The sequence below is a fragment of the Streptomyces sp. NPDC092296 genome, from assembly GCF_044755465.1.
GTDB lineage: Bacteria > Actinomycetota > Actinomycetes > Streptomycetales > Streptomycetaceae > Peterkaempfera.
The window spans coordinates 243243-262806 of record NZ_JBIVRB010000003.1; the positions used below are offsets into that span (position 1 = coordinate 243243).

General features: G+C 74.8%; 15 protein-coding genes. 6 read left to right on the plus strand and 9 right to left on the minus strand.

Annotation, left to right across the window (positions count from 1 at the left end):
* Window positions 1–4 precede the first annotated feature (4 nt).
* The 7 genes from ureC to ACIQGZ_RS11555 form a co-directional block, all read right to left on the minus strand.
* On the minus strand, window positions 5–1729 hold the full coding sequence (gene ureC, locus ACIQGZ_RS11525; protein WP_402601023.1) for an urease subunit alpha: 1725 nt from the start codon (window positions 1727–1729) through the stop codon (window positions 5–7).
* A gap of 1 nt (window position 1730) precedes the next feature.
* The gene (locus tag ACIQGZ_RS11530; RefSeq protein WP_402601024.1) at window positions 1731–2171 is read right to left on the minus strand and encodes an urease subunit beta; all 441 of its coding nucleotides are present in this window, start codon (window positions 2169–2171) and stop codon (window positions 1731–1733) included.
* Window positions 2168–3046, minus strand: coding sequence for a cobalamin biosynthesis protein CbiX (locus ACIQGZ_RS11535; RefSeq protein WP_402601025.1), 879 nt, complete (start codon window positions 3044–3046; stop codon window positions 2168–2170). The genes ACIQGZ_RS11530 and ACIQGZ_RS11535 overlap by 4 nt, the downstream gene beginning before the upstream one ends.
* A gap of 19 nt (window positions 3047–3065) precedes the next feature.
* Complete coding sequence (locus ACIQGZ_RS11540) at window positions 3066–3371, minus strand: urease subunit gamma (RefSeq protein ID WP_402601026.1); 306 nt, start codon at window positions 3369–3371, stop codon at window positions 3066–3068.
* A gap of 73 nt (window positions 3372–3444) precedes the next feature.
* The gene (locus ACIQGZ_RS11545) at window positions 3445–4419 is read right to left on the minus strand and encodes an urea transporter (RefSeq protein ID WP_402601027.1); all 975 of its coding nucleotides are present in this window, start codon (window positions 4417–4419) and stop codon (window positions 3445–3447) included.
* Between the two features lie 327 nt (window positions 4420–4746).
* Window positions 4747–6246, minus strand: coding sequence for a phytoene desaturase family protein (locus ACIQGZ_RS11550; protein ID WP_402601028.1), 1500 nt, complete (start codon window positions 6244–6246; stop codon window positions 4747–4749).
* A gap of 76 nt (window positions 6247–6322) precedes the next feature.
* Complete coding sequence (locus tag ACIQGZ_RS11555; RefSeq protein WP_402601030.1) at window positions 6323–6955, minus strand: DUF4126 domain-containing protein; 633 nt, start codon at window positions 6953–6955, stop codon at window positions 6323–6325.
* Between the two features lie 871 nt (window positions 6956–7826).
* Here ACIQGZ_RS11555 and ACIQGZ_RS11560 point away from each other — a divergent pair.
* From ACIQGZ_RS11560 to ACIQGZ_RS11585, 6 genes are all read left to right on the plus strand, one after another.
* Window positions 7827–8168, plus strand: a complete 342-nt coding sequence (locus ACIQGZ_RS11560) for a DUF6504 family protein (RefSeq protein ID WP_402601031.1) — start codon at window positions 7827–7829, stop codon at window positions 8166–8168.
* 15 nt (window positions 8169–8183) lie between these two features.
* A complete protein-coding gene (locus ACIQGZ_RS11565; protein ID WP_402601033.1) occupies window positions 8184–8846 on the plus strand; it encodes an SAV_6107 family HEPN domain-containing protein in 663 nt (220 codons plus the stop codon).
* Between the two features lie 33 nt (window positions 8847–8879).
* Window positions 8880–12548: a DNA polymerase III subunit alpha gene (locus tag ACIQGZ_RS11570; protein ID WP_402601036.1), complete on the plus strand. Its 3669-nt coding sequence runs from the start codon at window positions 8880–8882 to the stop codon at window positions 12546–12548.
* A gap of 253 nt (window positions 12549–12801) precedes the next feature.
* Complete coding sequence (locus ACIQGZ_RS11575) at window positions 12802–13554, plus strand: methyltransferase domain-containing protein (RefSeq protein ID WP_402601038.1); 753 nt, start codon at window positions 12802–12804, stop codon at window positions 13552–13554.
* A 102-nt stretch (window positions 13555–13656) separates the two neighbouring features.
* Window positions 13657–14970, plus strand: coding sequence for a DNA polymerase IV (dinB, locus tag ACIQGZ_RS11580; protein WP_402601040.1), 1314 nt, complete (start codon window positions 13657–13659; stop codon window positions 14968–14970).
* Between the two features lie 222 nt (window positions 14971–15192).
* On the plus strand, window positions 15193–15579 hold the full coding sequence (locus ACIQGZ_RS11585) for a DUF3040 domain-containing protein (protein ID WP_402601042.1): 387 nt from the start codon (window positions 15193–15195) through the stop codon (window positions 15577–15579).
* A gap of 175 nt (window positions 15580–15754) precedes the next feature.
* Here ACIQGZ_RS11585 and ACIQGZ_RS11590 read toward each other — a convergent pair whose 3' ends face one another.
* A complete protein-coding gene (locus ACIQGZ_RS11590) occupies window positions 15755–18148 on the minus strand; it encodes a transglutaminaseTgpA domain-containing protein (RefSeq protein WP_402601044.1) in 2394 nt (797 codons plus the stop codon).
* Window positions 18145–19563: a DUF58 domain-containing protein gene (locus tag ACIQGZ_RS11595; RefSeq protein ID WP_402601045.1), complete on the minus strand. Its 1419-nt coding sequence runs from the start codon at window positions 19561–19563 to the stop codon at window positions 18145–18147. The genes ACIQGZ_RS11590 and ACIQGZ_RS11595 overlap by 4 nt, the downstream gene beginning before the upstream one ends.
* Window position 19564 lies beyond the last annotated feature (1 nt).

A 19564-nucleotide genomic window follows, 5' to 3' on the forward strand; every position in this document is an offset into this window, starting at 1 on the left:
CCGTTCAGGCCAGGAAGAACAGCTGGTTCAACGGAAGCCGGTCGGCCGGTTCGATGGTCGCGACCTCTCCGTCCAGGGTCACCTTGTACGTCTCGGGATCGACCTCGACGCGCGGCAGGGCGTCGTTGCGGACCATGCTGTGCTTGCCGATGGTGCGGGTCTTGCGCACGGGCAGCACCCGGCGCCGCAGGCCGAGCCTCTCCGGGACGCCCGCCGCGATGCCCGCCTGCGACATGAAGGTGACATGGGTCGACTGCATGGCGCGTCCGTACTGGCCGAACATCGGGCGGTAGTAGACGGGCTGCGGAGTGATCAGCGACGCGTTGGGGTCGCCCATCTGAGCCCAGGAGACGATGCCGGCCTTGATGACCATCTTCGGCTTGGCGCCGAAGGAGTGCATGGGCCACAGGACGATGTCGGCGAGCTTGCCGGCCTCCAGGGAGCCCACGTAGTCGGAGACCCCGCTCGCGATCGCCGGGTTGATGGTCACCTTGGCCAGGTAGCGCAGCACGCGCTGGTTGTCGTTGCGCTCGGTGTCCTCGGCCAGGACGCCCAGCTTCTCCTTGCACAGGTGCGCGATCTGGAAGGCGCGGGTGACGGACTCCCCGATACGGCCCATGGCCTGGGAGTCCGAGGAGATCATGCTGATGACTCCCCGGTCGTGCAGGACCGTCTCGGCGGCGATGGTCTCGGCCCGCACCCGGCTGTCCGCGAAGGCGACGTCCTCCGGGATGTCAGGACTGAGGTGGTGGCAGACCATCACCATGTCCAGCAGCTCGTCCACGGAGTTCCTGGTGTACGGCAGCGTGGGGTTGGTGGAGGACGGCAGCACGTTCGGCTCGCCGGTGACCCTCAGGATGTCCGGTGCGTGGCCGCCGCCGGCTCCCTCGCTGTGGAAGGTGTGGATCGTGCGGCCGTCGATCGCGGAGCGGGTGTCCTCGAAGAAGCCGCTCTCGTTGAGGGTGTCGGTGTGGATGGCGATCTGGATGTCGTGCCGGTCCGCGACCGCCAGTGCGTTGTCGATGACCGCAGGGGTGGAGCCCCAGTCCTCGTGGATCTTCAGGGCCGCGGCGCCCGCCTCGATCTGCTCGTCCAGGGAATCCGGCAGGCTTCCGCTCCCCTTGCCCATGATTCCGATGTTGACCGGCAGACCCTCGGCGGCCTCCAGAAGCCGCGCGATGTTGAACGGTCCGGGTGTGCAGGTGGTGCCGTTGGTGCCGTCCGTCGGTCCCGTACCGCCGGCGAACAGGGTGGTGATCCCGTTGCTGAGCGCCTCCTCGCACTGCTGGGGGGAGATCAGGTGGACATGCGCGTCCAGGGCCCCGGCGGTGGCGATCAGATGCTCGCCGGCGATGACTTCGGTACTGGTACCGATGACCAGTCGCGGATCGACGGCGTTCTGCGTCTGCGGGTTGCCGGCCTTCCCGATGCCCGCGATGAAGCCGTCCTTGACGCCGATGTCGCACTTGACGATGCCGAGGATCGGGTCCAGTACGACGGCGTTGGTGATCACCAGGTCGAGAGCGCCCTGGGCGGACGTGGCCTGCGGGTTGGAGGCCATGCCGTCCCGGATGGTCTTGCCCCCGCCGTACACCACCTCGTCCCCGTACATTCCCTCGCGGAAGTCCTTCTCGATCTCGATGACGAGATTGGTGTCGGCGAGGTGGACCCGGTCGCCCACCGTGGGGCCGAACAGTTCCGCGTACTGCTTGCGGGAGAGCGTGGGCATCTCAGTTGCTTCCCTTCTTCTTCTCGGAAGGTGTGGGGTCGGTTCTCCCGGACGTACCGTCGCCCTGCTCACCCGCCCCGCGGAAGCCACGGGTCAGCGCCCTGCTGACGGCCTCCACACGAGCCGGATGGGATTTGACGCTCCCGTTGAGCAGCCCGCTGAAGCCGGTGAGGCGTCCGGTACCCGCGTAGGGGCACAACTCGACCTCGTGGGTGCCGCCGGGCTCGAAGCGGACCGATGTGCCGGCCGCGATGTTGAGGTGCATGCCGAGCGTGGCGTCACGGTCGAATTCGAGCGCGGAGTTCGTCTCGAAGAAGTGGTAGTGCGAACCGACCTGGACGGCGCGGTCCCCGGTGTTGCGGACCGTGATCTTCAGGGTGGGGCGGCCGACATTGAGCTCGATCGGGCCGTCACCGTACAGGTACCGTTCGAAAGCGGTCATGGGATGCTCCTGCTGACAAGGGCGGGGCGTGCGTCCGCACGGTGGTGCGAAGCCGCTTGGATCCGGCCGGGCGGGAAGTGCGGTGCGTGCTCGCGCGGTGGAGGGTCGCCGTACCGCGCGTGGTCGGCCTCGGACGGCGGGTCACCGTGCGCGTGGCTGTGGCTGTGGCTGTGGCTGTGGCTGTGGCTGTGGTCGTGACCGTGTGCCGCTGCCAGGGCCGGGGCCAGGCCGTCGGCCCCCCGCTCGTCGAGCATTCGCCAGGCTTGGCGTACCCGCGCGTCGAGCACGCCCATGACGGCGGCCGGCGAGAGCAGCGCTTGCCCGAGTTCGCTGTGCTCCGGGTCGGGCACCTCCGGCGTCACCCAGGACGCGGGCAGCAGGACCACCCGTTCCGCGCCGAGTGCCAGGCAGCGCCGCACACCGTCGGCCGGAGCCGGGTCGCCGCCGATCAGCGCGACTTCCACGGTGCGGTGCCGCCCGTACTGCCTTGCGAGGCGCGCGATCCGGTAGAGCTCCGCGTCGTCGAAGGGGTCGCCCGACGGGGCGGTGACGAGGAGCGCCGCCTCGGCGGGTGCCTTCGCGGCGGCGGCGCGCAGCCAGCCGACCAGATGGCCGGCGGTGCCGAAGGGTTCGGCCAGCACGGTCCCCGACCGTTCGTCGGGCGAGAGCCCGAGCAGGGTACGGGCGGTGTCGGCGACAAGCTCCGCGTCCCGGCCCAGGGTCATGGGCACCACGCACACGCGCTCGCCCCGACCGCGCGCCTCGCGCACCCACCGGAGCAGCCCGCGCCCGCCGGTCACGGTGTGGACCTGCGGGTCCAGCAGGCCGCGCAGGGCCTGGCCGCCGTCGCTCTCATGGCCTCCGACGGCGACCACCCTTCCGGCAGGCACGGGATCAGCCGCCGATCGGGTCGTGGCAGGAGACGAGCTTGTTGCCGTCCACGAACACCGCTTCCACCTGGAGCAGCGGGAGCATCTCGCGGACGCCGGGCATGGCTTGGTCGCTGCTGACCACATGCCGGCCCAGCTCCATGCAGTCGGCGACGCTCCTGCCGTCGCGGGCGGCTTCGAGGATGGCCTCGCTGATGAGCGCCACCGACTCGCTGTAGTTGAGCTTCAGGCCGCGGTCACGGCGTTTGCGGGCCAGGTCGGCCACGACGTACACCAGTAGCTTGTCGATCTCCCTGGGGGCCAGGTTCATGGCCGAATCGCCTTCCTTGGATACGGTGACGCGTACTTCGCGTACGAGAGGTGTCCGACCGGCGGCCCGAGCATCAGGACTCGTCGGAGAGCTTGGTGATCCGCGGCAGCAGCGGCACGGCTGCCAGGAGCGCCCAGGTGGTGAGGTTGAACGGCCAGGTGAAGGTATGGCTGCCGAGGGTCTTGAAGAGTGCCGCGAGCGAGGCCGTCAGACCGGTGCTGGCGGCGGCGGCCAGCACGGTGTAGCCGACGTTCCACGGGGTGAAGCGCAGCAGGACCACACCGAACGCCAGGCTGGTGAGGACGGCGTTGTAGCCGTAGACGCCCTCGCGGATGAGAGCGGCCGGCGCGCCGAGTGCCCAGGCGGTGAGCAGGCCGACGATGCTGCCCAGCGCCGCGAAGAGGCCCACCTTCCAACCGGCCAGCGCGAGACCGACGAGCATGATGAGGCCGACCTCCCACTTCCCGACCAGGAAGACCTGGGAGACGTTCGAGAAGAATCCGTGCCACACGTCGGACCAGACGACCTCGGGGCTGGTCGGGGTGGCGGGGGTGAGCGCCGACTTCGGCGTGCCGTGCCAGACCCGGCCGAACGAGGGCGCCCCCAGCATCATCGCGGCCGACACGAGGCAGAACGGTCCGGTGAAGGCCCCGAGCCCGACCGGGTTGAGCAGGTGGTTGAGCGTGGCGGTGACCAGCGCGCACATGATGCCGGCGGCGACGGCCAGCACATAGCTGGAGACGTGGTTGCCCAGGTAGACCACGGTGGCGATGCCCCCGAGCACGCCGCAGTAGGTCATCAGTCCCTGGACCAGGGTGTCGTGCTGCACCGCGAGGAGACGGGCTGTCAGCGTCGATGACACCGCACCGATGGTGGCGAAGAGTCCGATCTGCCATCCGGCCACCCACAGGGAGACCAGGATGACCGCCGAGGTCCACACGCTCGGTTGGAGGTCCACCTGCCCGAATCCACGCAGCGTGCCCAGGGCGAGGCTGCCGGAGGAGTCGGGCCGGGGCCTGGGGTCAGCCGCCGGCAGCCGAGGGGTCACGTGTGCTCCTAGCGGGACTGCCCGCCACCACGGGGGCCTGCCGAAGCGGTGCCCCGGACCAGGTCAGGCGCGGGCCGGTGCCTCGGTGTGGCGTAGGAAGCCGGATCTGGCCCGTCTCATGGTGTGATCATATGCATACGTTCTGTGATCCATCCAGCTCTGGGCATCCGGATCACGCGCCTGGTCCAAAGCGCGCGGTGGCGGTCGGCGGAGCGGCGGGGGCGGGATCTCTCGGGCCCGTAGGTGGGTGGCCCTGCCAGGGGGCGGGGGACTGCGCGCCCAGCGACCCCGGAGCCCGTACTGCCCCGCCCGCAGCCGGAAGCCCCCTCAGGGCGTCCCGATCAGCGCCGCCGTCACCGCCGCCGACATCCCCGCCCGCGCCAGCCCCCCGCCGGGGTGGGCCGAGCCGCCGGCCAGGTGGAGACCGGGCAGCGGCGAACGGTTGGCGGCGGCCAGGTACGCGCCGCCTGCCCCGGCCAGCGCCGGGCCGGGCACGGACCCCCCGGGCGCCCCGGTCTCCCGCTCGGTGTCGGCCGGGGTCCGCACCCGCCGCCACAGCACCCGGTCCCGCAGGCCCAGCCCGGCCGCGTCCACGTGGGCCAGCACCCGGTCCGCGTACTCCGCCGCCCGCTCCGGCACGCTCCAGTCGACCGACCCGTGGCGCGGCACCGTCACCGTCAGCGAGACGGCCTCGTGTCCGCCGTCGGGCCGCAGCGCCGGGTCGTCGGGCCGCAGCACCTGCACCGTCGGCCGTTCGCACAGCCGGGGCCCGGGGCCGAACAGGGCGTCCAGCTCGTCCGCCGGGTCGGCCGCGTGGACGACCGTACGGTGCGCGGTGTCCGCCGGGCGGCCGCCGCGCAGCGCCAGCAGCACGGTGAACCGGCCGGGCTGCGGCGCGGGCGGCTGCCACCCCGGCGGCCGGGCCTCGTCACCGACCAGCCGCTGCCCGTACAGCGCCCGTACGTCCAGCGCGGAGACCACCAGGTCGGCGTCGATCCGGCTGCCGTCGGACAGCTCCACCCCGGCGGCGCGGCCGTCCCGCACCGTCACCTCGGAGACCGCCGCATGGAACAGGAACTCCACCCGCCGCCGCAGGCAGCGCTCGTACACCGCGTCGGCCAGCGCCCACATCCCGCCGGCCACGTACCAGACGCCGAAGGTCTGCTCCATGTACGGCAGCACGGTCAGGCTCGCCGGTGCCCGGCGCGGGTCGTGGCCGAAGCGCAGCGCGTACTCGGTCAGCAGGGCGGTCGGCCCGGCCGCCCCGCCCAGTTCGCGGCGGGCCACCTCGGCCAGGGTCGGGGCGGCGGCGCGGCGCAGCCAGGCCGGGCCCCGGCGCGGTGCGGCCGGGTAGGGGTCGGTGTGCAGCGGGCTGGGGTCGCCGGTGAGCGGCTCCTCCAGCAGCGGGCGGCGGGTGGCCTCCCAGACCTGCCGGGCCCGGTCCAGTACGGCCGTCCAGCGCTCGCCGGAGCCCGCGCCGAACGCGCCGTCCAGCGCCCGCACCACCCCGGCCCGGGAGGCGTTGGGCAGTGCCAGGCCGGTGCCGTCCGGCAGCAGGTGCCGGCTCTCCGGGTCGACGGGGGAGAGGCCGACCAGGTCCTCCAGCGGCTCCTTGCCGGTCTTCAGCGCCAGGTCGCGGTAGACGGCCGGGAGGGTGAGCAGCGTCGGTCCGGTGTCGAAGGCGAAGCCGTCGCGCTCGTACCGGCCGACCATCCCGCCGTGGGTGCCGGACGCCTCGCACACCAGCACCCGGTGGCCGACCGTGGCCAGCCGCGCCGCCGCCGCCAGTCCGCCGATACCCGCACCGATGACCACGATCCTTGCCATGGTGAAGGAGCTTAAGGGGTCGGCGGCGGCGCCCCTCGGGCGGGGAATCCGGTCGGCCGGAGTCCGGGATGTCGGGTCAGCCCGGAATCCGGTCCCCGGCGGTCACGGCCGCCCCCGCGCCGGTCCGCCGCTGCGCCCGCCGCTCGCGGCGGCGCTGGAGGAAGCGGCGGACCCGGGAGACCGCGAGCCACACCAGCAGCAGCCCGGCCAGCAGCAGCACCCCGGCGACCGAGGCGGCCGCCAGCGGGTGGAAGACCGCCAGCGTGATCACGGCGGCGACGGCGATGTCCTCCAGCAGGCTGAGCACGATGTTGCTGGCGGGCTCGGGGGAGGTGTTGACCGCCATCCGCAGCGACGCCTTGGTGAGATGGCTGACCAGCGCGGTGGTGCCGCCCATCGCCCCGGCCGCGACGGCGCCGAGCGAGCCGTGGGCGTGCCCGGCCAGCAGGGCGCCGACGGTGGCACCGGTGACCGGCCGGACCACGGTGTGGACGGCGTCCCAGACGGTGTCCAGGTACGGGATCTTGTCGGCCACCGCCTCGCAGAGGAAGAGCACGGCGGCGACGACCAGCACATCGGTGCGTTCCAGGCCGGGCGGCACCGCCCCCGCGTCGCCGAAGCGGCCGAAGAGTCCCAGCAGCAGCACCACCGCGTAGGCGTTGATGCCGCTCGCCCATCCACTGGTGAAGATCATCGGGACGATCGACACGTCCGCCTCCCCTGCTCCCCGTGTGCGCGGCCGGTCCCGGGCGTCGGGCCGCGGCCTCAGCGTAAGTGAGGAAAGGACGCCGCCGGGAGGTGATCGGTTCCGCGTCGCGGACGATCCGGGGGAGCGGCGTGGGTGGCTGAGTACGGGTACTCAGAAGTACCGGGTGCGGCTTTGAGTACCCCGGCGGATACGCCGTGACCTGCGGAGACGGCAGAGTGAGGGCACCGGGACAACGGGGCTGCGAAGCACCGGGGACCGGAAGTGCGGCGGACGCCGCCCGTCGGGACGGGTGCCACGGGGGAATCGGGGCGCCACGGGGGCCGGCGGGCGGAACCGCCGCACCGGGACCGGCCGCGGGTTCCGCACCGCCGACACGGGGCGGCGGAGCGGAACCCGACGGGTGGCCGCTCCCTCCTCGCGCGCACCCGGGCCCGCTCGCCGCTACCGGCCGCCCGGTCCGCCGCCCTCTCCCGTACCGTCTTCTCCCGCACCGCCCTCTCCCGCGCCGCCGCTGGCCGCCTGCGCTGCTGCCTGCCGGGCCCGGTGCCGCTTTGGAATCCCGCCCATTCGTTCGAGTCCGTTCGAGCCGTTCGCGTGTGAGCTGCCTTACTCACCTGCGCTCCGACCGCGCTCCGGCCGCGTTGTCAGTGGTGCCGTCCACCATGGGGATGTACGGGCCGTCCGGGCTCGTACGGGCAGGCCGAGGGGAAGGAATGGCGTTGACGCGAGGTCCGCGCAGGGGGTTACCCTGAAATCGTTCGAACGAGAGTTCGAACAGCGGTTGCGGGTCGGGTACGGCACCGCCCCCCACCCGCGCGGATGTCGCGTCGGCCATTCGAACCGTCGGCACGAGGAACAGCTAGGAGGCACGATGACCAGGCGTCATGCGGACCCGGTCGAGGTCCGGGGCACCGGCGACAGGCCCACGCACTTCCTCTGGCGCGACCGGATCTACGCGGTGCGGGAGGTGCTCGGCCACTGGAAGGAGAGCGGCCCGTGGTGGGAGGAGGCCCGGCGCACCACCGGTCGGCCGCTCGCCGCGGCACCGGTGGCCGACACGCGGCCCGTCCCGCCGCTCAGCCGGTGCGTCCGCACCGAGCGGGAGGTCTGGCGCGTCGAGGCGAGCCCCGGCCGGGCCTTCGCCCCCGGTGTGTACGACCTCAGCCTCGACCCGGCGGCCGACCGGTGGACGCTCACCCGGACCACGGACTGAGGGGGGCGGTCCACGATGATCACCGGAGACGCCCGCATCATCCAGCTGGCCACCGGCCCGTTCCAGGACCCGCTGCCCACCCAGCCGACCGGCGGCGGGCCGGTCGGCGGCCACGGCATCCCCCACGGCGGCATCCCCCACGGCGGCATCCCCCACGGCGGCATCCCCCGTCGGGCACCCGGCGACGTCCACCCCGTGCTGCGCCGGGCCGCCGCCCCGCCCGCCGCCCTGGACCTGCTCGCCCACGCCCACCGCACCCTGGACGGCGCCCGCACCCTGGCCGACCCCCTGGAGCGCTACGCCGCCGCCCACCTCGCGGCGCTGCGCACCTCGGCCGCCGTACTGGCCGTGCGCGGCCGCCCCGAGCAGGGCCCACGCCGGCGGAAGGCCATCCGCAGCGCCTGGGAGGTGCTGCCCGAGGTCGCCCCCGAGCTGGCCGAATGGGCGCTGTACTTCGCGGCGGGCGCCCGCAAGCGCGCCGCCGCCGAGGCGGGCATCCAGAGCGCCGCCAGCCCGCGCGACGCCGACGACCTGGTCCGCAACACCGCGCTCTTCCTGCGGATCGTCGAGCGGCTGCTCTCACTGCGGCCCGCCCTCCCCGCCCCCGCGCTGCCGTTCGACGACCCCCGCGACGGGGAGGACGGAGGCGCGGCGCCCCCCATGCCCAGGACGGGCTGACCCAGATCCGTAACTCTCGTCACAGGAGTCCCCTTGAGCACCACCGACTCCGACCCCTTCCCGCCCGTACCGAGCGGTTCCTTCGCCCATCTGCACGTGGCCTCCGGCCATTCGCTGCGGTACGGGACCTCAGCGCCCGAGGTGCTGGTCGAGCGCGCCGCCGAGCTGGGCATGCCGCTGCTCGCCCTCACCGACCGCGACGGGCTCTACGGTGCGGTGCGCTTCGCCAGGGCCTGCGTCCGGGCCGGTATCGGCCCCGTCCTGGGCGCGGACCTCGCGGTGCGGCCGGACGGTCCGCCACCGCCCCCCGCCACCACCCCCGCCCGTGGCGGCCGGACCGTCGACCCCGGGCTGCCCCGGGTCACCGTGCTGGCCCGTGGCGGCCGGACCGGCTGGGGCGCCCTGTGCCGGCTGGTCAGCGCCGCCCACGGCGCCGACCTGCCCGCCGACCCCACCAGCCCCACCAGCCCCACCAGCCCCGCCAGCCCCGCCGACCCCGCAGCTTCCGCCGACCCGGCGGCCGAGCGCCGCAGGCCCGCCATCACCCCGGAGGCGATCCCCCGTCAACTGGCCGCCGCCGGAGCCCTGGACGGCGATCTGCTGGTGCTGCTCGGCCCCGGCTCCGATGTCGGCCGCGCCGTCCTCGCGGGCCGCCCCGACCTGGCCCGCGAGCGGCTGCGCCGCTGGCGCGAGCGGGCGAGCGGCGCCGGCCTCGCCATCGAGGTCGTCCACCAGCTCGCCCCGCCCGGCCACCGCCACTCGCTGCCCGTCGCCGCCCGGATGCTCGGCCTCGCCCGCGAGGCCGGACTGCCCGCCGTCCTCACCAACGCCGTCCGCCACGCCCGCCCCGAGGACGCCCCCGTCGCGGACGTGCTGGACGCGGCCCGCCGCCTCGTCCCGCTGGACCGCCGCCACCTCGACCGGGCCAACGCCGAGGGGTACCTCAAGTCCGCCGCCGAGATGGCCCCGATCGCCCAGGAGGTCGCCCGCGCCGCCGGCCACGGCCCGCCCGCCGCCCGCCGGCTGCTGTCCGACACCGCCGAGCTGGCCGCCGGGCTCGCCCTCGACCCCTGGGCCCACCTGGGCTTCGGCTCGGTCCGGATGCCCGAGCCCGCCGTGCTCGGGGTCGCCCCGACCCGCGCCGCCGCCGAGCTGCGCGCCCGCTGCGAGGCCGGTCTGATCCGCCGCTACGGCAGCGCCGCCGGCGGCCCGGCCGCCGCCGCGCGGCTGGACGACGAGCTGGCCCTGATCCACGGCCTCGGCTACGAGGCGTACTTCCTCACCGTCGCCGAGGTCGTCGACATGGTCCGGGGCATGGGCATCCGCTGCGCCGCCCGGGGCTCCGGCGCCGGCAGCCTGGTCAACCACCTGCTCGGCGTCTCCGGTGTCGACCCGCTGCGCCACGGCCTGCTGATGGAGCGGTTCCTCTCCGAGCGGCGCACCGCGCTGCCCGACATCGACCTCGACGTGGAGTCCGCCCGCCGCACCGAGGTCTACCGGCGGCTGCTGGAGCGCTTCGGGCCCGCCCGTACGCTCTGCGTCTCCATGCAGGAGACCTACCGCGTCCGGCACGCCGTGCGCGACGTCGGCGCCGCCCTCGGCCTGCCGCCCGAGGAGATCGACGCCGTCGCCAAGGCGTTCCCGCACATCCGCGCCCGCGATGTCCGCGCCGCACTGCGCGACCTGCCGGAGCTGCGCTCCTCCCGGTTCGACCAGGGCCTGTTCACGGTGCTGTTCGACCTGGTGGAGCGGCTGGACGGGCTGCCCCGCCAGATCGCCCTGCACCCCAGCGGCATCCTGCTGTCCGACCAGCGGCTGCGCGACCTCACCCCCGCCGAGCCGAGCGCCCAGGGCTTCTGGATGAGCCAGTTCGACAAGGACGACGTGGAGGAGATCGGCCTGCTCAAGCTGGACGTCCTCGGCGTACGGATGCAGTCCGCCATGGCGTACGCCCTCACCGAGATCGCCCGCACCGAGCGGACCGCGATCGACCTGGACGCCGTCCCGCACGACGACCCCGCCACCTTCGAGCTGATCCGCTCCACCCGCACCCTGGGCTGCTTCCAGATCGAGTCGCCCGGACAGCGGGAGCTGATCGGCAAGTTCGGCCCGCAGACCTTCGAGGACCTGATCACCGACATCTCCCTCTTCCGCCCCGGCCCGGTCAAGAGTGACATGGTCACCCCCTTCCTCAACGCCCGCCAGGGCTGGACCGCCGCCCGGTACCCGCACCCCGACCTGGAGCCGGTGCTCGCCGAGACCGAGGGCGTGGTCGTCTTCCACGAGCAGGTCATCAAGGTCATCGCCGTGCTGACCGGCTGCTCCCACGCCCGCGCCGACCAGGCCCGCCGGGCGCTGGGCAGCCTCGGCGGCCAGAGCGCGGTGGGGGACTGGTTCACCACCGCCGCCGACCGCCGGGGCTACCCCCGCCCGGTGGTGGAGCGGGTCTGGGAGGTGCTGCGGGCGTTCGCCTCCTTCGGCTTCTGCAAGGCGCACGCCGCCGCCTTCGCGCTGCCCACCTACCAGTCCGCCTGGCTGAAGGCCCACCACCCGGCGGCCTTCCTGGCCGGCGTCCTCACCCACGACCCTGGGATGTACCCCAAGCGGCTGATCCTCGACGACGCCCGGCAGCTGGGCATCCCCATCCTCGGCCCCGACGTCAACGCCTCCGCCGCCGACTACCGGGTCGAGCCCGCCGCCGACGCGGACCGGGGGGCGGGCACCCTCGGCATCCGGATCGGCCTCGCGGACGTCAAGGGCATCAGCGCCGCCGAGCTCACCCGCATCACCACCGCCCGGCAGGGCGCCCCCTACACCTCGCTGGCCGACTTCCGCGACCGGGCCCGGCCGACCGGCCCCACCCTGGAGCGGCTGGTCCACGTCGGCGCGCTGGACGCCCTGTACGGGATCGGCTCCGACGACAGCCCGGGGCCCGACGGCCGCACCCGCCGCGACCTGCTGCTGGACGCCATGGAGCCGGACCGCCCCCGCGCCCGCACCGGCCGCCGCACCCCCGGCCCCGGCCAGCTCGCCCTCCAAGGCGCACCCACTGGCATCGAGCACCCCGACCGGGCCGGCAGCGGGCACGGCCTGCCCAGGATCGGCGCCGAGGAGCGGGTCCGGGCCGAGATCGAGGTCCTGGGGCTGGACTGGAGCAGCCACATCATCGCCCTGTACGAGCCCTTCCTCGCCGAACTCGGCGTCACCCGCGCCCGCGACCTGCTGCGCACCCGCAACCGGGCCGAGATCCTGGTCGCCGGGGTGAAGGTCGCCACCCAGACCCCGCCGGTGCGCACCGGCACCCGGGTCGTCTTCGCCACCCTCGACGACGCCACCGGCCCGGTCGACCTGGCCTTCTTCGAGCGGGCCCAGCAGTCCTCCGCCGCCACCGTCTTCCACTCCTGGCTGCTGCTGGCCCGGGGCACCGTCCGCCGCACCGGCCCGCGCGGCGTCTCCCTCACCGCCTCCGCCGCCTGGGACCTGGCCGCCCTGCACCGGCTCCGCGAGGAGCAGGGCAGCGCCGTCGTCCGCGACCTGCTCGCCACCCCCCGGCCGGCCGCCCCCGCCCCGGCCGGCCACCGGGTGCTGCTCCACCCCAGCGGCTTCCGCCAGTCCCCGTACGCGGATCTGCGGCCCCCGGGCACCCCGGTCGCGTCCGCCCCGCGCAAACTCTGGCACTCCAGCCCGGGGAGCCCCGGATGACCCGCCCGGCCCGCCGGTGCGAACCGGAGCGTCTCGGGCGTGTCCGGGCATTCCGCCCCGGGGCGAGCCGCCCCGCCCGCCCGTGCGCGCCCGGAGGGCCCGGGGGCCGGGCCCGGGGTGTCGCGGCGCCGCGCCCGCGCTCTGCGCCGCCCGGCCATCGGCGCAGCCCAGCGGCTGTCCACCGTCCGCGCCCCCTGCCGCCGGACCCTCTAAGGTGGAGCCGTCCCGCCCCGCCGTGCCGAGGAGTCCTTCCGTGTACCCGACGCGTCCCCGCAGCTCCCTGCGTACCGCCGTGGTCTGGGAGGTGCTGCGCGAAGCCCTCGCCCGCCGGGGCGAGGAGTCGGCCGGGCCGGTGCTCGACGTACTGGACACCGGCGGCGGCACCGGCAACTTCGCGGTGCCCGTCGCCCGGCTGGGCCACCGCGTCACCGTGGTCGACCCCAGCCCTGACGCCCTGTTCGCCCTGGAGCGCCGCGCCGCCGAGGCCGGGGTCACCGACCTGGTCCGCGGCGTGCAGGGCGACACCCAGACCCTGGCCGACCTGGTCGAGCCCGGCAGCTTCGACGCGGTCCTGTGCCACGGCGTCCTGGAGGTCGTGGACGACCCGGCGGAGGCGCTGGGCAGCCTCACCGCGGTGCTGCGCAAGGGCGGCCTGGTCAGCCTGCTCGCGGCCAACCGCGACGGCGCCGTCCTCGCCCGCGCCCTGGCCGGACACTTCGCCGAGGCCCGCAACGCCCTGGAGGACACCTCCGGCCGCTGGGGCGCCGGCGACCCGATGCCGCGCCGCTTCACCCTCGACGAGCTCACCCGGCTCACCGGCGACGCCGGCCTGCGGGTGGTCTCGGTCCACGGCATCCGGGTCTTCGCGGACCTGGTCCCCGGCGTGCTGGTCGACACCGAGCCCGGCGCGGTGGAGGCACTGCTCAAGCTGGAGGAGGCCGCTGCCCAGCAGCCCGCCTTCCACTCCGTCGCCACCCAGCTGCACCTGCTCGCCGAGCTCCACTGACCGCAGCACCACCCGCACGGCCCGCACGAACCACACCACCCGCACGGCCCGCACGACCGGCACGGCCCGCACCAGCCGCACCACCCGCACGGCGGTGGCGCCATGACCGCCACCACCGTCCTGCTGGTGGACCTCGACGCGTTCTACGCCTCGGTGGAGCTGCGCCGCCGCCCCGAGCTGCACGGCCGCCCCGTGGTGGTGGCGGGCCCCGGGCCGCGCGGCGTGGTGCTGTCCGCGACGTACGACGCCCGCGCCTGCGGCGTGCACGCCGGACAGCCCACCGGCAGGGCCCGCCGGCTCTGCCCGCAGGCCGTACTGCTGCCGCCCGACCACGACGAGTACGCCCTCGCCTCCGCCGGGGTGATGGAGCTGCTGCACTCCCTCGCCCGCCGGGTGGAGCCGGTCTCGCTGGACGAGGCGTACCTCGACCTGGCCGGCGTCCCCGGCGACCCGCTGGACCTCGCCCGGAAGATCCGCGCCGGCATCGCCGCCGAGCAGGGCCTCACCGCCTCGGTCGGCGTCGGCCCCAGCAAGCTGGTCGCCAAGCTGGCCGCCACCGCCGCCAAGCCGGACGGCCAGCGCGCGGTGCACCCGGCCCAGGTCGCGGAGTTCCTGCGCCCGCTGCCCGCCACCGGCCTGCCCGGCGTCGGTGAGCGCACCGCCGAGCTGCTGCACCGCTTCGGCCTGACCACGGTGGCCGACCTGGCCGACACCCCGCGCGCCACCCTGCGCCGGATGCTCGGCGCCGCCGCCGGCGACCAGCTGCACCGCCTCGCCCAGGGCGTCGACGAGCGGCCGGTGGTCCCGCACCGCGCCGAGCGCAGCCTGGGCGCCGAGCACACCTACCCCGCCGACACCGACGACCCGGAGACGGTCGAGCGCACCCTGCTGGCGTTGGCCGCCGCCACCGCCGCCCGGCTGCGGGCCGGCCGCCTGGCGGCCCGTACGGTCACCCTCAAGGTCCGCTTCGGCGCCACCGGCACCAGGGCGGACAGCAGCACGATCACCCGCTCCCGGACGCTGCCCGAGCCGGTCGACCTGGCCCGCGACCTGTACGCGGCGGCCACCGCGCTCCACCGCGGCCTGCACCTCCAGCGGGCCCGGGTCCGCCTGGTGGGGGTGCGGGCGGAGGGCCTGGTGGCCGCCGCCGGGCGGGCCGTGCAGCCCGCTCTGGGCGAGCGCGAGCACGGCTGGCGGGAGGTGGAGGCGGCGGTGGACGAGGTCAGCCGCCGGTTCGGTGACGGCGCCGTCCGCCCCGCCAGTCTCATCGGCCGCGCGGGTACCGGGGCGTCCGGCCGCCCGGCCGGGCACTCGGGCCGGGGGCCGACCGTTGGAAGGACGGCAGGAGACCCCACGGGGGAGTGGTCCAACGCACCTGCCGTTGACTTCTCCACAAGAGGTCGGCGGACCGTATGATCTGGGTAAAGCAACGAAGCATGACAGCCAGGTGCATGGGGCATATGGACCACATCGGGGCCCGGATGGCATGGCGGAGTGGCAACCGTCGGGAACCGCGCTGTGGCTGTGGGCAATGGGGTGGGTTCCGCGGAGGCTGCTCCCTGCCTATCCTGAAGGGGCTCGCCGCCCCACCAGGGGTGGCGCCGGTCGCCCCCCGCGACCGATGAGTAGGAGGACTCCGTGCCGCTCTCGGAGCACGAGCAGCGACTGCTTGAGCAGATGGAGCGAGCGCTGTACGCCGAAGATCCCAAGTTCGCGACAGCGCTTGAGGGAACCGGCCTGCGCACCTACACCCGTCGGCGCGTCTATCAGGCCGTCGCGGGGTTCGTGGTGGGCGTCGGCCTCCTGATGGGGGGCATGGTCGCCCAGCTCATCTGGGTGAGCGTGGTCGGCTTCCTGGTCATGTTGGGCTGCGCGCTGCTCGCCGTCACCGGCTGGAGGCGCGCACCGCGCGGCGGAGGCAGCGGCACCGCCCGATCCGCCTCCGTCCCACCCCGGCGCGCCGGGGTGATGGACCGTATCGAGCAGCGCTGGCAGCGCCGCAGGGACGAGCAGCAGGGTTCCTGACGGCGGCGGCCGCCGACCGGGTCGACCGTGACGCGGCGCAGAGCGTGGTGAAGGCGGTGGGCGGACAGATACTCTCTGTCCGCCCACCGCCTTCACATGTCCTGCACAGTCATCTGTCCTGCACCGTCATCTGTCCCGCACAGTCACCCGCCGGGTCAGCCCCGCACCCGCCGGGTCAGCCCCGGCCGCGCCCCCGCCGCAGCCGCCCGGCCCCGGCGACGACCCGCCGCCGCACCGCCCACAGCGCGCCGCGCACCGCCGTGCGACCGGCCTCCAGCCCGTCGGCCAGCCGCCAGGCCAGCCGGACCGACGAGGGGGGCAGCAGCACCGCCCGCACCCTGACCCACCGGCCGACCGACGCCCGCAGGCCCTCGCTGGCGGTGCGCACATCACTGCCGAGCCGCGCGGACGCCCCCGAGGTACGGGCGTACAGCATCCGCTCGGTGGCCAGCGCCACCCGCCCGGCCGCCTCCAGCGGCTCGCCGTCCAGCCCGGCCACCGTCGTGATCCGGGAGACCGTACGGCGCGGGGTCTCCGCCTCGTCCGGCGCGATGCCCAGATCCCACGCCGAGTCCACCAGCTCCTGCCAGGCGGCCAGCACCTGCGCGTCCGTCAGCTCCACCGGCCCGGACCCGCCGCCCGCCGCCGGGCGCAGCCGGACCCGGCGCTGCCTGGCCCGCCAGAGCATCGGTATCAGCAGCAGCACCACCAGCAGCACACCGGCGCCGATCCCCACCAGCACCCCGACCGCCGGCCATGACGACTTCCGCTCCACGGCCACCTGCACCGTGGTCTGCGGGCTGTCGCAGCCGTCCGCCGCACAGGACGTGTCGGGGCTGGGTGCGGCCGTCGGCCGCACCGTCGGCTCGGGGGTCGGCTGCTGCTCGGTGCCGTCCGGCCCGGTCTTCTGCTCCTGCTCGGTGTACGCGGGGGCGGTGCCCCGGGCCGGAGTGGGCTCGAAGCGCAGCCAGCCCGCCCCCTCGAAGTACAGCTCGGGCCAGGCGTGGGCGTCCTTGGTGCCCACCGCCCAGCTGCCGTCGAACTGCTGGGTGCCCGAGGTGAAGCCGACCGCGACCCGCGCCGGGATGCCCAGCACCCGGGCCATCGCCGCCATGGTGGCGGAGAAGTGCACGCAGAAGCCCTGCTTGTCCTGGAGGAACTGGACGATGGCGTTGGAGCCGGTACCGGCCCGCACCTCGGTGTTGTAGCTGAACTCACCCGACGTCGCGAACCAGTTCTGCAACGCCACCGCCTTGTCGTACGGGGTGGCGGCGTCCCGGGTCACCGCCAGCGCGGTGCTGCGCACCACGGCCGGGAGGTCGGCGGGCAGCCTGAGGTAGCGCGCCCGGATGTCCTCCGGCGCCACGGGCGCGGCCCGCAACTGCTCAGCGGTGGGCTCCACGTCCAGGCTCCGCACGGTGTACGTCAGGCCGAGCGTCTTCTGCCCCTTGTCACCGACCAGGGTGCGGCTGCCGGGCTCGAACCGCCAGTCGCCGGGGACGTCCACCGCAGAGGCCGGATACGGCATGGGCAGCCAGTCCTGGCTCAGATGGCCGCCGATGACGATCCGGGTCGACACATCCGCGCGGGGGGTGGCCGTGGACAGCCCGGCGGGCTGCGGCAGCACGGACGGGACGTCCTCGACCTTCTGCTGGGAGGGCTTCCAGTCGACGCCGTTGAAGTCGTCCGACACCCCGATCCGGAGGTACATGTCCCCGGCGTGCTTGGAGGTGGTGGTGTACCGCAGCTGCTCGATGTTGTCCGGGCGGTTCAGGTCCGACTGGAGCGAGACCACCGGGTTGACGGCGGTGATCGTCCCGCCGCCGCCCCCGTGGTGGCCCAGCTCCCTGCCGAGGATGCCGTCGCCCAGCTTGGGCAGCAGCAGCGGCACCAGCAGCGCGACCGCCAGCGCCAGCACCCCGATCCGGTGGCCGCCCCTGGTGAGCGGCGCCGACCCGCCGCCGAAGCGCCCGGCGCCCTGGAAGACCCGCCCCCAGCGGGAGAGCCGGTCCTGGCCCTCCGCGTACAGCACCGTCAGATAGCCGCCCGCCGCCAGCAGGAACCACAGCCACGCCAGGTCGCCGTCGCCCAGCCCGGTGCCCACCGAGTACAGCGCCAGCAGCGGCAGCCCCGCCAGCGCCGCCCGCCGGTAGGTGACCGCCAGGGTGTCCACGATCAGCGCCACCAGCGCCACCGAGCCGACCAGGATCAGCCGCAGCCCGGGGGTGTCGGGGGCCGGGGTGCCATAGCTGTTGATGTCGTCGAGGCCGCTGCGCAGCAGCCGGACCAGCTGATCGAGCGTCGCCGGGCCCGGGATCACCCCGGCGAGCTGCGCGCCGCGGACGAAGTCCAGCAGCAGCAGGTAGGCCAGCACCAGCAGTTGGACCACCGGCGCCAGCGAGCGGGGCAGCGGCAGCCGCCGCACCAGCGCTCCGGCCCCCGCCGTGGCCACCACCAGGACGGCCGCGTGCAGCAGCCAGCCCGCCGAGCTGAGCAGCGGCACCAGGCAGAACGCCACCAGCATCACGGCCGCCGCCGAGCACAGCGTCAGCCGGGTACGGCCTGTCATACCGGACCCCCCTCTCCGTCCGTCCGCCGCTCTCTGCCCGTACGTGGTTCTCCGCCCGTACGGGGCGCCGAGCCGCCGGCGAAGCTCGGTATGGACCCGCCCGGGGCCGGGCCCGGCCGGGCGTTCCGGTCGGCCTGCCGCCACAGCGCCGCCGCCGAGTCCCCGGCGTGGGCCCGCAGCACGGTCCAGCCGGACTCGCGCAGCAGCCGCTCCTGGGCGGAGCTCTGCGCCGGATCGACGCCCGGCAGCAGCTGCCGCAGGCCCGACCAGCTCTCGGTGTCCAGCAGGAAGGCCACCGCGGCGCCGGTCCGGCGGCGCAGCCGGCCCAGCCGGGCCGCCTGCTCCTCGTCCAGCGAGCCCAGGACGGCGACCACCAGGCCCTCACCGCCGAGCCGCAGCACCTCCTCGGCCCGCGACAGCCCGTCGCCGTCGGACAGCTGCGTCACCGCGAGGGTGTCCAGCACCAGCCCGGCCACCTCCGACGCCGGGCCGCCGCTCTCCCCGGCACCCGCAGCGGGCACCGAGGCGCCGGTGTCGGTGAGCAGCCGCACCGCGTAGCCGCGCTCCAGCAGATGGACCGCCACCGAGGCGGCCGTGGTGATCGCCCACTCGAAGGAGGAGGCCGGGCCGACGCCCAGGTGGCCGCCCGCCCGGGTGTCCAGCAGCACGGTGGCCCGGGAGCGCAGCGGCTGCTCCTCGCGGCGCACCATCAGCTCGCCGTACCGGGCGGTGGACTTCCAGTGCACCCGCCGCAGGTCGTCGCCGTGCCGGTAGCCGCGCGGGATCACATCGTCCTCGCCGGCCACCGCCACCACCCGGGAGTGGTTGTCGCCGTAGCCGGTCCACTCGCCGGCCAGCCTGATCGGCGGCAGCGGCTGCACCTTGGGCACCACGGTGAGCATGTCGGAGGAGGTGAAGGCCCGGGTCAGCTCGCACATCCCGAACGGGTCGGACAGCCGCAGCTGGAGCGGCCCCAGCGGATAGCGGCCGCGCAGGTCCGAGCGGACCCGGTAGGAGACCTCCCGGTGGCCGTGCGGCTCCACCCGGTCCAGGACGAAGCGCGGGCGCGGCCCGAGCACGTACGGCACCCGGTCCTCCAGCATCAGCAGCCCGGTGGGCACCCGCGAGACGTTGTCCACCCGCAGCTGCACCCGCGCCTCCTGCCCGGCCGGCACCCGGTGCGGGGTGAGCCGGCGGCCGCTGGCCACCCGGTAGCGGGTGCGCAGCAGCAGGACGGCGGCGGCCGGCGGCAGCAGGGCCAGCAGGATGCCGACCCGCAACAGCGCGTCCTGGCCGAGGAAGTAGGCGCACAGTACGGCGGTCAGCCCCGCGGCCAGGAAGGAGCGGCCCCGGGTGGTCAGCCCGCGCAGGCCGGTACGCAGCCCCGACGGGCCCTCCGCCCCCTTCCGCGTCACC